We start from the raw sequence: 13,086 nt of genomic DNA on the forward strand, positions 1-13,086 counted from the left end.
GTGACCTTCGGCGGGTCGTCACGACCCGCCCTTCACCTATGCTTGCGCGCCCTCACACGTCCGCCCGCATGCGCCCTGTGTCCGCCCCCGGCCCTGTCCTTGCCCTGCTGGCCCTCGCCCTGCTGCTGGCGCCCCCCGTCATGGCGGCCGACGGCATCCAGCTCGACGGTCGCCTGGACGAGCCCGAGTGGGCGCAGGCCCTGCGCATTGACGACTTCCGCACCGTCCAGCCGCTGACCCGCGAACAGCCGCCGGTGCGCACCGAGGTCCGCGTGCTCTCGCGCGCGGACGGCCTGTACTTCGGCATCCACGCCGAGCAGCCGCCGGAGTTCGCGCGCACCCGCCATCCGACCCGCCGCGATGCGCAGGCGCGCGCCGATCGGATCAATCTGATGATCGATTTCGAAGGCGAGGGCAGCACCGCCTACGAGTTCACCGTCAGCATCAGCGGCGGCATCCAGGACGCCATCATCACCGGCCAGAACGGTTACAAATACGACTGGGACGGCGTCTGGGAGCAGGCCGTCGCCGAGGACGCCGACGGCTGGAGCGTCGAGGTGCGCCTGCCCTGGGGCATCGCTCCGCTGGGCCGCATCGAGGACGGCCGCACCACCATCGGCGTCTACCTCTCGCGGGTCGTCGAGCAGCGCGGCCTGCGCTTCTCGCATCCACACTACGATTTCGAGAATCCGACCTTCGTCGCCGACATGGCGAAGTTCGAGATCGAAGCGCGCAGCGACCTGCGCCTCGACGTGGTGCCCTATGTCGCAGTGGCGAACGATCGCCTGCTGCGCAGCACCGACACCCGTGCCGGTGCCGACCTCTACCTCGCGCGCGGCGCGCATCGCCTGAACGCCACGCTGGCGCCGGACTTCGGCCAGGTCGAGAGCGACGCGCTGGTGGTCGACTTCAGCGCGCTGGAGGTTTTCTTCAGCGAGAAGCGGCCCTTCTTCACCGAGAACCAGGCCCTCTTCGATGTGCCGCTGGGCAATGGCGCCCTGCTGGTCAACACCCGCCGCATCGGCGGTCGCCCGGACGATGGCCCCGACGGCATCAGCGATGTCGACGGCGCGATCAAGTACACCGGCGCTTTCGGCGCCTTCGACATCGGCACCCTGCTCGCCACCGAGGCCGATCCGGTCGATGCGCGCGGCCGCGACTTCCGGGTGCTGCGCGGTCGTTGGCGCACCGCCAGCGGCGAGTACGGCGCGACCGTCACCGAGACGCTCAGACCCACGCTGGACCGCGAGGCGCGCGTCGGCGTGGTCGATGCGCTGTGGCGCCCGCTCGAAGGCCTGCAGCTGCGCGGAGCGGTCGGCGAGAGCCGGATCGACGATGCGGGGCAGGGTGATCCCGACGGGCGCCTGCTGTGGCTGCGCATGGACCATGCGGTGAGCCCCAACTTCCGCCAGGAGTACGAGCTGGGCCGCTACGGCCGCGACCTGCAGGTGAACGATCTCGGCTTCCTGCAGCGCGCGGACATGAGCCTGCTGCGCGCCGAGTACACCTGGTACCGGCGCGCCTGGGGCGCCGAGTCCAGCGTGCGCGACTCGTCGTGGGAGACCGAGCTGCTGTGGCAGCGCAATGGCGCCGGCGAGCGCATCTATGGTGGCTGGGAGCTGGGGCACAGCTGGGCTTTCCGCAATGCCGCCGAGCTGACCACCTATGCACTGCTGCGTACGCCCTACACCGATGACCGCGTGCTGCGCGGCAATGGCGACGTGCGCCTGCCGGCACAGCATCTTGCGGGCGTCTACTTCGCCAGCCCGCGCATGGGCAGGTGGCGCTTCGAGACCGACCTCGGCCTGGAGCAGGAAGGGCTCTCTGGCTGGGCGCGCTTCATCGAGTTCACGCCGACCTGGTTCCTCGGCGAGCGCTTCAGCACGGCGCTGGGGGTGTACCTCACCGACAGCAGCGACTGGCTGATCTGGGACAGCGGTGACCGCCTTGGACGCTACGCGCGGCGGCAGGCGGAGTTCGACTGGACGCTCGAGTGGTTCCCGGCGGCAGGCCACGAAGTACGGCTGCGCGCCCAGTACGTCGGCCTGCGCGCGCAGGCGCTGGCGGGCTATGCGGTGCAGTCGGGCGCGCTGTTCGACGCCGTGGCACCCTCGGACTTCAGCCTCGGCACGCTGGCGGCACAGATCCGCTACCGCTACGAGTTCGCCCCGCAGCGCGAGTTCTACCTGGTGCTGAGCCGCGGCGGCGAGTACTTCGGCGAGGACGAGGATGCGGCAGGACTCGGTCGACTCTTCGACCGCAGCCGCGCCAACGAAACCGCCAACCAGATCCTGGCCAAGCTGCGCTGGGGCTTCTGAAGGCGCGCCCGGGCGTGCTCGGCGCTCGACGCCTTACTCCGGAAGCGCCGCGCCGTAGCTCACGTCCAGCACAAGGAAGCGCACGCGGCCCCCGGGCAGCGGGGCCTCGAACTCGTCGTCGATGCGCTTCCTGAGTGCGGACCGCGCCAAGGGCGAGTCGATGCTGATCCAGCCGCGTACGGCATCCGTTTCATCGGGGCCGACGATGCGGTAGCGCAGGGTTTCGCCATCGTCCGTGCGCTCCAGCTCGATCCAGGCGCCGAAGTAGATCGCCTCGGGATCGGCAGGCTGGCCCTCGGCGACCTTGAGCGCCTCCAGGCGCTTGCTCAGGTAGCGCACCCGCCGGTCGATCTCGCCCAGCTGCTTCTTGCGATAGGTGTACTCGGCGTTCTCGCTGCGGTCGCCTTCGGCGGCCGCGGCGGCCAGCGCCTTCACCACCTCGGGGCGCTTCTCGCGCCACAGATGGTTCAACTCGGCGCGCAGGGCTTCAAAACCCTCGCGGGTGATGATCGGGGTGGAGCCGGGGGCAGGCGGGCGCCAGCGGGACATATGCGCTTGGAGACGGCATCAGGACGGCCGCCTATTGTGGTTGCCGGCCGCAGCGCTGTCAGCCAGCCTCGACGCGCAGCCACGCATGCGGCGTAGCGCGCCGCCCAAGCCTGCCTCTGGCAGACTGCAGGTCCACCAGGATCACCAGGCCATTCACCCCATGCCACGACCCATCTTGAGTGAAACGGACCTGCACCCGGCGATCCGCGAGCGCGTGGCGCGCCTGCATGCCGATCTGCTCGACGAAGTTCGTGCCGCTGTCGCGCGCGAGCCGGTGCTGGTCATCGGCATGGCCGGCAATCCCTTCGTCGGCCGCGCGCGCAAGGCGCTGAGTGGCATCGGCATCGAGCACGCCTATCTCGGCTACGGCAGCTACTTTTCGCAGTGGCGACGCCGCAGCGCGCTCAAGATGTGGAGCGGCTGGCCGACTTTTCCGATGGTGTTCGTGCGCGGCCAGCTGATCGGCGGCGCCACCGACCTCGAGGCCCTGATCGCCAGCGGCGAACTGCAGCGGATGATGGCGGCGTCTGCGCAGGTCTAGCTCATCGGCTCAACAGGGACGATCCCGTGCAGGGGCTCCGCTTGCTGCGAGGCATCCATCGGAATTGCTGGTGGATGCGCTGCGCTTGTCCACCCTGCGACCCCAGCGACGCCAGGTAGCAGGCGACGCCGGATGCGTTCGTGCGTAATGGACGCGGCGCGCAGCGCATGTGGCGGATCGCGATCGACTCCAGCCACCGAACCCAGCTGCAACGCCCGGTGCGCAGAACAGTCGCAGCTCAGCGCGTATTCCCCCGCCACCGCGCCGCGCTTAAACAGGTGTTCAGTCCAGGCCCACCCGGAATTCACCGACATCGATCCGGCCGCGTACGTCGTGCAGTCGACGCGTCGTGGCCTGGCGCTCCGAATCCGGCGTGCCGAACGCGGTCTGGAACTCCAGCTGCACCGTGACCGGGCCCGCAAGGCTCTGGCGGCGGTCGCCGAAGTAGTTGGCCTGGACGCGGTAGACGCCGGGCAGCGGCCTCGTCAGGGTGAACACTTCGGGCCCGTAGCCCTGGGTCAGATCCTGGCTGACGCGGCCGCCGCTGCTTGAACGGTTGCTGGCGTAGTAGACGGACTCGCCCAAGGGGTCGATCACCCACAGATCGATGTCGGTGTTGTCCGCGTCCCAGCCCAGCGTCACCCGCAGGCCGATGGGCAGTGGTTCGCGCAGGGTCTGCGGGATCCGCAGGGCGTCCAGGGTGTCTGCCAGCTGCGCCGGGCCCGCGCGGGCGATGAGGTCGTTGATCTCGTGCGCGGCGATCAGTTCGATGCCGGGAAAGCGGTTGCTCCAGTCTCCGAGCGCGACCTTCCACAGAAGTTCGATCGCGCGCACATAGTCCGGCTGCGGCAATCGCGCCAGCGCGAGCGCGAGGTCGCGATGGCTCTGCGGCTCCTCCGGGCGCTGCGCAAGCGCGGTCTCGAATTGCTGCACGGCCAAGGCGTGCGATCCCCACTGCGAGAGTCGATGCGCCAGCACGCGAACCAGGGCGGTGTTCTCGGTCGAGAGTTCGGCCAGGTTGGAGAGCACGCGCTGGGCAAGCGCCGCATCGCCTCGCACCTCGCGCAAGTGGTCCGCGGCGTCCAGGAAGAAGCCCGGTGTATCGCCGTATGCCTCGCGCTGGCGCAGGTACTCGGCGTAGGCATCGTCGGCGGCCTGCATCGCCTGCAGGTAGGGCGTGTCCGGATTCCAGGCCTGGAGCCGGATCTCTGCGCGGGGTGTGGACGGGTCGCCGTCATCTTCCTCTGCGCCCTCGGAGACCCGTGCGCCGGTGACGACGATCTGATCGAGTGACATATCGTTGGCGTCGACGGGCGCGGAGGCAGGCGCGGGGACTGACGGCGCCGGTGAGGGCATCGCCGCTTGCTGGCGACCAGCGGCGTCGTCTTCGCGTGCGTCCCGGCCTGCGCCCGTCCTTGCTCGCGGCAGCTCCGGCAGCGCTTCGCGTCGCGCGCGCAGCGCCAGCAGCAACTCGAGCTGTTCGGCGGCCTCACGTTCCCAGCGCTGGCGCGTGCGCGCATCGCTGCCCTCGTTTGGCCAGCGGGATTGCAGCGTGCGAATGCGTTTGTCCAGCGTCTGCGCCTGGCGCAGTTCCGCGCGCACGCTGCGATCGCGCGCAGCGCGCGCCTGCCACAGAGCGACCTCGGCCGAAGCCGCCTGCGGCAGGAGCGTCTCCAACCACGGATGCGCCCGCCGGTGCCAGCGGCTGAACTCTGCCCAGCCGGACAGCAGGCGGTCGATGCGATCGCGCTCGCTCAAACTGGTATCCGGCTTCTGGGCCATGGCCAGCGCCTGTTCGTACTGCGCGCGCAGCTCGGCTTCCTTCGGGGCAATCCGGTAGCGGACATAGTCCTCGATACGGTCCAGCACCAGCAGCGAGGTCCAAGGCGTGACGACCCCGTGGCGGGTGGCCAAGGCAAGGATGGCCTTGGTGTCCGGCCTGTCCTCAGCTGCCATGCGCCGCAGCTGCTGCTGCGCGCGCAGCCGATGCACCGCTTCGCCCAGGGCGCCCTCGGCGGGGGATGACTCACCAACCCGAATCGCGAACTCTTCGCTGGCCTGGGTATTGCCGACCCGCAGCCGGAGGCTGGATTCGCCCTCGCAGCGCGCGCTCACCACAAGCCGCATCGGAGCGGCTTCGCCCGCCTTCGGCAGCAGGTCCTCGCAGTGGCCCCCAGTGACTTCGACCGCGAGCACGCGCCGCTCGTCCGCCAGCAGGGCCGCCAGCGCCGACTCGGCATCGAGCTGGAGCAGGTCGACGACTTCGCCGCCCTGCGCAGTCGCGATGCGCTGCAAGCGCTGGTGGTCCGCCGACTGCGTCGCCAGAAGGATCGATACGCGGGGCTGGTGGCCGCTGCGTGTCTGCAGTCTTGGGGAGGCCTCGCCGAAGTTGTGCAGGCCGTCGCCCAGCACGAGCACGCGATCGACCTCGGGCAGACTGGTGAGATCAAGGCTGCCGTAGCGGCTGCCGCCGTCCAGGGGCAGGGCCTCGATCGCTTCCAGCAATGCCGCGCTGTTGCCATTGGCGACGTCGAAGCGACGCGGCGCCTCCGCGGCATCGCGGAATGGCACCAGCCACAGCTCGCGCACATTCGCTGCCCTGATCCACGCCTGCAGCACGGCGCGCTCGCGTTCCAGATCACGGCGCGCCGCGCTGGCCGAGGCATCGAAGAACAGCGCTACCCGCACGGACTCGGCCGTGGGCGCCATGCGCCGCGCGCCGGGTTCGATGCTGGCGATCACGCTGCGCCACGCCGGCTGCTGCGTGTCCTGCGCCTCGATCTGCACGGCAGGCGCAGCACCTGCCGGAATCGAGAACGCCAACTCGCGCTGCGGCTGCACGTTGCGGCGGACGAAGCCGGCGCTCCAGGCCGGCCCCGCGCGATCAAACCGCAGCTCAGGGTCCGGCGAGGCAGGCGCCGGACGCAGATCGCCCGTGTGCGCCAGCGCCTGTACTTCGAAGCGCTCGATTGGGGCGTCGAAGCTGAGCGGCAGCAGGTAGCGGTACTGACCCTCGCGCAGCGGCATCAGCTGCTCGAAGCCCAGCGCGACGCGCTTGTTGCCGCGCGCAGGTATCGGGTACAGGCGGGTGCGGAAGACATTGCCCTGGGTGAGTTCGGCGAGGCCCGGATCGATCTGCTGCCGGCTGATCTCCTCGAAAGCGACGCGTGCGGTCTGCTTCGGCACGACCACGCCCTCGCGCATCGCCCCTTCCACCTCCAGCGCGTAGCCGGAGACGGTCTGTCCGTCAGCCAGCGGGAACAGGAATTCGCCTTCGAGGACGCGTGCGTTGGGATTGTGGAAGCTGAGCTCGATCCAGGTGCGCGCCAATGAGCCCTGACTGTCGATGTGGATCGATACCGACTGCAGCTGCACCGGCAACAGGTCCTCTGCGGGGGGAATCCAGACCCGTGGCGGCGGCAGGGGGCGCGTATCGGGTATGGGCGTAAGCGCCTGGGCAGGCGTCAGCCCGCCGCAGGCGCAGAGCAGGACAAACAGTCGAAGCAGGCGCATGCGGGGGCGCTCCGGGCGAGTTCGAGGGCAGCCTAGCAGTTGGCGTCGCTCGCGCGATTGCTCTTAGCTTCGACCACGCGCGACGCGGCTGGTGCTGCGCCAGGGCGGTGAGTCAGCTCATTGAATGCGCCCGGGCGCTTGTCGATGCCGCCACGCGTCGCCATCTCGAGTCTGCGCCGCGGACGCGATCGGAGCATTCACTCCAGACGCCAGGCGCAGGCTGCAACGCGGTGTGCGCATCCATGCAGCGCACCGTCCCGGAGTCGGAGGCTGCCATGGGTTCGAGCACGAAACACAGGCGCACGGGTCGCTGGCAGCCGGGCGATGCGCGGGCGGCCGTGGCGCTGGCGCAGCGCGCGAGCGAGGGCGTGATCGACATCACCGAGGGCGTGCACCAGTCCGTGCGTCGCACGCTGGGCCTTGCCCACGGCGCCACGGCAGACCGCTGTGGCGGGCTTGCCGGTCGCATCTACGCGCTGGTGCGCGGCGGGCACGCCCTGGTCGGCTCGGGTGCGCAGGCGGCGCTGCGCGCGCTGGAGGGCCAGCGAGCGGCCGAGCACACCGGGGTATCGGATGAGGCGCCGATCGACGCCCGCCGTCTGGCCTGGCTGGCCGCACTCAACGGCGTCTGCGGCGATCACCTGCATGCGACCGGCAATGCACTGGCCATCCAGCCGGCACTCAGCGCGCACGAAGGCTCGCTGGCGGATGCCCTGGCTGCAGCCTCGGCCTCGGGGCATCTGCTGGTGCTGGCGCATGGCCTGTGCATGAACGAGCTGCAGTGGCGCAGCCGCGGTGATGCAGGACACGGCGCGGCGCTGGGCGCGGAACTGGGCACGGTGCCGGTCTATTTCCGCTACAACAGCGGGCTGGCGATCGAGCACAGCGGGCGACTGCTCGCGGAGGCGCTGGAATCGGCACTGGCGGCCATGCCGCGGCCGCCGCAGCGGATCAGCCTGATCGGGCACAGCATGGGGGGGCTGGTCGCACGCAGTGCCGAACGGCAGGCGCGGCAGGCAGCGCTGCGCTGGCGTGGTGCCCTGCGCGAGATCGTGCTGCTGGGTACGCCCAATGAGGGCGCGCCGCTGGAGCGTCTTGGCCACGCCTTCGAACGCGTGCTGGGACGCCTGCCGTTCGCACATCCGTTCACCCGCATTGGCGCGCTGCGCAGCCGCGGCATCCTCGACCTGCGCGATGGCCTGCACGATGCGGAGGGGCTGCCCGGGGATCTGCGCTGCTACACCGTGGCGGCCTCGCTGGCGCGTGCGCCGGGTCGTCTGGATGCCGCGCTGCTGGGCGATGGTCTCGTGCCGGTCGAAAGCGCGCTGGGACGACGAGCGCTCGGCAGGCCCGCCGACGACGCGCTGGTGGTGCCGGGCACCGGCCATCTTCAGCTGCTGCGTTCACCAACGGTGCGTCGACAGCTGTCGGACTGGCTTACCGAGGGTTGATCCAATGGCGCGGCCTGCTTCGTCAGTTCGGACCGTGCTGCGATAGGGCTCAGAACCTCAGTTCGAGCTTGCACAGGGTGAGCCCATCGCTGTGCCGGAACAGCTCGACGTGCCGGAAGCCGAGGTGCGCGAGCAGGCCCAGTGAGGCCGCATTGTCCTGCTGGCAGATCGCGAGCAGGCCAGGCAGCTGCAGCGCGTCGCGGACGAAGGCCAGCGTCGCTTCAGCCGCCTCGCGGGCGTAGCCCCGGCCCCAGAACTCGGGCAGGAAGGCGAAGCCCAGATCGGGTCCGGGCAGGCTGTCGCGACGTACCAGCCCGCACAGGCCCATCGGCGTCGGGTCATCGATGCGGCTGATCCGCCAAAGGCCGTAGCCAGACTCGCGGTAAAGCCGGCGCGGGCCGTCCTCGATGTAGCGGATCGCATCGTCGCGGCTGCGCACGCCGCGGTCACCGATGTAGCGCAGCCAGCCCTCGCTGTTGGTCAGCCGCAGGATGAAGTCGGCATCGTCAGGGTCGAGCTCGTTGAAGTGCAGGCGAGGGCTGGTGGGGCAGGGCATGCACGGGTCTCCGGTGGCAGCGCAGCACAGCAGTCGACTACGAGCGGCGCAAGTCCCGGCATTCACGGCGGGCGCGCCAGAGGGGACAATGCGCGACCGCCGCGCCTGACCACTCCGACCCTTGAGCCACACACACCTCCACGACGCCAGTATTCCCAGCGGGACCGACATCGCCTGGATGCGCGAGGCGCTTGCACTCGCCGAGCAGGCCCGCGACCGCCTGGGCGAAGTGCCAGTGGGCGCGGTGCTGGTGGACGCTGCCGGGCAGTGCATCGGTCGTGGCCTGAACCGCACGATCAGCGACCACGACCCCAGCGCCCACGCCGAGATCGTCGCCTTGCGCGAAGCCGGCCGCGCTCGGCACAACTACCGGCTGACCGGCAGCACGCTCTACGTCACCCTGGAGCCCTGCGCGATGTGCGCCATGGCCCTGGTGCATGCGCGCGTGGGCCGTGTGGTCTATGCCGCCGACGACCCCAAGACCGGGGCGGTGGTCAGCGTCTTCGACCTGCTGACCTCGCCGCGCCACAATCACCGCGTCGAGGTCTGCCGCGGGGTGCTGGCCGACGACGCCAGCGCGCTGCTGCGCGATTTCTTCCGCGCCCGCCGGGCGCAGGCCAAGCTCTTCGAACCCAAGGATCCATCCGCGTGAATGCGACCACCGTACTGCCGCCCGAGACCCGCCTGATCTGGATCGACCTGGAAATGACCGGGCTCGACACCGACCGCGACAGCATCATCGAGATCGCCACCCTGGTGACCGACAGCGAGCTCAATGTGCTGGCCGAGGGCCCGGAGATCGCCATCCGCCATCCGGTCGAGCGCCTGCAGGCGATGGACGACTGGAACCGCGAGACCCACACGCGTTCCGGCCTGTGGCAGCGGGTGGTCGAGTCGCAGGTGTCGATGGCCGAGGCGGAGGCACGGACGATCGAGTTCCTGAAGGCCTGGGTGCCGGCCGGCAAGTCGCCGATGTGCGGCAACAGCATCTGCCAGGACCGTCGCTTCCTTGCCCGCGAAATGGTCGAGCTGGAGCGCTACTTCCACTACCGCAACCTCGACGTGTCGACAGTCAAGGAGCTGGCCAAGCGCTGGGCCCCGCAGGTCGCGCAGGGCCTGAAGAAGAACGGCGCGCATACCGCGCTGTCGGACATCCGCGAGTCGGTGGCCGAGCTGGCCTACTACCGCGGCTTCATGGGGGTGCTGGGCGGGGCGACGGCGGACGCTGAGGCTTCGGCCTGAGGCATCGGCCGCAACACGCTGGGGGCGAGCGCCCGGGCTGACGTCCGTGCGTCCGCGATCTGCCGAGCACGCGGCGTCATCTGGACTTGCTGGCGGATGCGCTGCGCTTATCCGCCCTACGACTCGGGTGACGCCATGCGGCGAACCAAGCAGCGGGCCTGTGTACGCGTAGGGCGCACAGGTGCAGCGCATGCGCCGGCCCTGGGCACTGCTCACGCTGTCCATCGCTGCGCGAACCACGGCTCTGGCGCCACAAGGCCGACATCAGCGCATGCGCCAGCAGCCCTCAGCCAATCAGCCCGTCGAACTCCACCGCCAGCTCGCGTGGGCTGGGCATGTCTTCGAGCAGGGCTTCGTCCAGCTCCAGCGCGTCCAGCACCTGCACCGGCAGGGTGCCGGCGATCTCGTCCGGCTCAAGGCTGTTCTCGTCGCAGCGGGCGCGCCAGGCGGCGATGTGGATGACCGCCGCCAGGCGGTCGAACTCGGCCAGCTCCAGCGGCTCGTTCCAGGCCTTGAGCGCCGCCGGGTAGGCCTTGGGAAAGCGCCACAGCTCGGCCAGACGCGCGCCGACCTGAGGAAAGCTGTAGCCGAAGGAGTGCCGCTCGACATCGCTGCGGCGTGGATCGAAAACGCCGGCCACGCGCGACACCGCCAGCATCTTCTCAGGCATCGCCGCGTGCATCACCAGTTGTCCGATGGCGTGCATCAGGCCGACGGTGAAGGCCTGGTTCGGATCGACGCCGGCGGGTTTGGCCAGCCAGCGGCCGATCACCGCGGCCTTCAGGCTGTAGCGCCAGAACGCGGCGAGGTCGAGGCCGGGAATCGGACGGAAACTGCTGGTGAGCCCCGCGCTGATCACCAGCGTGCGCACGGTCGAGAAGCCCAGCATGCGCAGCGCGTCGTCGATGGTGCCGATCGGCCGCGGCGGGTGGTAATAGGCCGAGTTCGCCAGCCGCAGCAGGCGCGCCGACAGCACCGGGTCGGCGGCGATCTTCGGCGCCAGCTCGCCGATCAGCACGTTGTCGTCGTCGAGGCTGCTGATCAACTCCTGGACCACCTTGGGCACCGTCGGCAGGGCGCTGGCGTGGTCGAAGAGGGCGTCGAACTGCATGCAGGACTCCGGCGAAAAACAGGGAAACAGGCGGGCGAGTCTAATCCGTACGCACGCGATATGCCTCGGCCAGCGTGATTTCGCCCGTTCTGGCGAGATCCAGCGCCGATTGTGTGATCGAGCGCATGCCGCCGGCGAGGGCTGCTTCATGGATGCGATCGGCCTCTGCGCCGGGCACGATCAGGCGGCGGATCTCGGGCGTGACTTCCAGCAGCTCATAGACCGCGCGGCGGCCCTTGATGCCGTGCCCCCCGCACTCCGGGCAACCGCGGCCGCGCTGGAACCGCTCCTGCTCGGCCACCGACAGGGCCTCCCGCATATGGGTCTCGCCGGTCTCGGGCTCGCGGCAGTGCGGGCAATTCACCTTCACCAGGCGCTGGGCCAACACGGCGAGCAGCGAGCTGCGCAACAGATACGACTCGACGCCCAGATCGAGCAGGCGGGTGATCGTGGTCGCCGCGGTATTGGTATGCAGGGTGCTCAGCAGCAGGTGGCCGGTGAGCGCGGCATCGACGGCGATGCCGGCGGTCTCGCGGTCGCGGATCTCGCCGACCATGATGACGTCGGGGTCGTGGCGCAGCATGTTGCGCAGCGCGCTGGCGAAGGTGAAGTCGGCGGCGCGGTTGACCTGCATCTGCTGCAGGCCCGTGATGTGGTACTCGACCGGGTCTTCGACGGTGAGGATGTTGAGCGCACGCCGGCGCAGCTCCAACAGCAGGGCATAGAGCGTGGTCGACTTGCCGCAGCCGGTCGGCCCGGTGGCGAGGAACATGCCGTGGCTGCGCTCCATCACCCGGCGGATCACCGCGCGGTCCTGCGTGCTGAAGCCGATGCCGTCGATGTCCTTCAGGCTGTCGGCCGTGTTGAGCAGGCGGATCACCGCGCCTTCGCCCCACACCGTCGGCATGATCGAGATGCGCATGTCGGGCTTGCGGCCGTCGTCGAGCGTGAGGCTGCAGCGGCCGTCCTGCGGGCGCCGGTGCTCGGCCAGGTTCATCAGGCCGATCACCTTGATGCGGCTGATCAGGGCCGGCGCCAGCGCCGGCAGGAAGCGGCGCACCGGCAGCAGCTCGCCATCGACGCGGTAGAGCAGCTCCAGGCCATCCTCGGCCGGGCGCAGGTGCACATCCGAGGCGCGCCGGGCCAGCGCATCGACCAGCAGGTCATGGATGATCCGCACCACGCTGCGCTCGCGGGCCAGGCGCTCGTTGTCGCGATCGCTGGTTTCGCTGACGCGCAGGCCGGGGTCCAGCCCCAGCTCGCGCACCACGTGGATGTCCTCGATGCGGTCGTAGCTCATCGCCAGCAGCTTGCCCAGCACCTCGCTGTCGGCCAGCAGCGGCACCACGCGCTGGCGCGAGAGGAAGTCGAGCTGCTCCAGCGCCGCGGCGTCGAGCGGGTTCTCCATCGCCACCGCGATGCGCCCGTTGATGCGCAGCAGCGGCACCGCGCGCAGCTGGCGGGCGCGTGCCGGCGGCACCAGGGCCAGGGTCGCCTCCTCGCCGTCGAGCACGGGCGACAGCAGCACCGGCAGGCCAAGCTGCTCGGCCTCGATCAGGCGCGCGTCGGTGAGGCGGGTCAGCGTCTTCAGATGCTCGGGCGGGTGGCGCAGCGGACCCAGCGACCAGTCCGCATTGCCCTGCGCCGTCGCGCCGACATAGGTCTCGATGTCCTCCAAGCCGCCCAGCGCGATCACGCCCTGCGCGCGTGCTCGCGTCGAATCCGCAAAGCCCATCCGCCCTTCCCCTGTGGCCGGCGGCGCCGGCCCTGATTTCCAGTGCGCCCGCTCAGGGCGGTGTGGCCTT

The 13,086-nt window shown here is 70.0% G+C and carries 10 protein-coding genes; 5 read left to right on the top strand and 5 right to left on the bottom strand.

The window, feature by feature from the left end; translation table 11 throughout:
- The first annotated feature begins 68 nt into the window (after nucleotides 1–68).
- A complete protein-coding gene (locus Q0654_RS12835) occupies nucleotides 69–2,318 on the top strand; it encodes a DUF5916 domain-containing protein (protein ID WP_298854376.1) in 2,250 nt (749 codons plus the stop codon).
- 33 nt (nucleotides 2,319–2,351) lie between these two features.
- Here Q0654_RS12835 and greB read toward each other — a convergent pair whose 3' ends face one another.
- Nucleotides 2,352–2,867: a transcription elongation factor GreB gene (gene greB, locus Q0654_RS12840; RefSeq protein ID WP_298854378.1), complete on the bottom strand. Its 516-nt coding sequence runs from the start codon at nucleotides 2,865–2,867 to the stop codon at nucleotides 2,352–2,354.
- Nucleotides 2,868–3,027: 160 nt separating this feature from the next.
- Between greB and Q0654_RS12845 the strand changes: the two genes are divergently transcribed.
- Nucleotides 3,028–3,408 (top strand): hypothetical protein, encoded by a 381-nt coding sequence (locus tag Q0654_RS12845; protein WP_298854379.1) that lies wholly within the window; start codon nucleotides 3,028–3,030, stop codon nucleotides 3,406–3,408.
- Nucleotides 3,409–3,690: 282 nt separating this feature from the next.
- Here Q0654_RS12845 and Q0654_RS12850 read toward each other — a convergent pair whose 3' ends face one another.
- Nucleotides 3,691–6,921 (bottom strand): VIT domain-containing protein, encoded by a 3,231-nt coding sequence (locus Q0654_RS12850; protein ID WP_298854381.1) that lies wholly within the window; start codon nucleotides 6,919–6,921, stop codon nucleotides 3,691–3,693.
- A 275-nt stretch (nucleotides 6,922–7,196) separates the two neighbouring features.
- On the opposite strand from Q0654_RS12850, the gene Q0654_RS12855 reads away from it, so the two are divergent.
- Entirely contained in the window at nucleotides 7,197–8,372 is a 1,176-nt protein-coding gene (locus tag Q0654_RS12855; protein WP_298854383.1) for a hypothetical protein, read from the top strand.
- Between the two features lie 49 nt (nucleotides 8,373–8,421).
- Here Q0654_RS12855 and Q0654_RS12860 read toward each other — a convergent pair whose 3' ends face one another.
- Nucleotides 8,422–8,928 carry a GNAT family N-acetyltransferase gene (locus Q0654_RS12860; protein ID WP_298854385.1) on the bottom strand — a complete coding sequence of 169 codons (507 nt, stop codon included), beginning with the start codon at nucleotides 8,926–8,928 and terminating at the stop codon, nucleotides 8,422–8,424.
- 178 nt (nucleotides 8,929–9,106) lie between these two features.
- Between Q0654_RS12860 and tadA the strand changes: the two genes are divergently transcribed.
- Both tadA and orn read left to right on the top strand, forming a co-directional pair.
- Entirely contained in the window at nucleotides 9,107–9,580 is a 474-nt protein-coding gene (tadA, locus tag Q0654_RS12865) for a tRNA adenosine(34) deaminase TadA (protein WP_298854445.1), read from the top strand.
- A gap of 14 nt (nucleotides 9,581–9,594) precedes the next feature.
- Nucleotides 9,595–10,170, top strand: coding sequence for an oligoribonuclease (orn, locus tag Q0654_RS12870; protein ID WP_298854447.1), 576 nt, complete (start codon nucleotides 9,595–9,597; stop codon nucleotides 10,168–10,170).
- 286 nt (nucleotides 10,171–10,456) lie between these two features.
- Here orn and Q0654_RS12875 read toward each other — a convergent pair whose 3' ends face one another.
- Nucleotides 10,457–11,281, bottom strand: coding sequence for an HDOD domain-containing protein (locus tag Q0654_RS12875; protein ID WP_298854387.1), 825 nt, complete (start codon nucleotides 11,279–11,281; stop codon nucleotides 10,457–10,459).
- A gap of 40 nt (nucleotides 11,282–11,321) precedes the next feature.
- The gene (locus tag Q0654_RS12880; protein WP_298854389.1) at nucleotides 11,322–13,016 is read right to left on the bottom strand and encodes a GspE/PulE family protein; all 1,695 of its coding nucleotides are present in this window, start codon (nucleotides 13,014–13,016) and stop codon (nucleotides 11,322–11,324) included.
- Between the last annotated feature and the right edge of the window lie 70 nt (nucleotides 13,017–13,086).

Origin of the sequence: uncultured Aquimonas sp. (assembly GCF_937888285.1) — a bacterium.
Classification (GTDB): Bacteria; Pseudomonadota; Gammaproteobacteria; order Xanthomonadales; family Xanthomonadaceae; genus Aquimonas.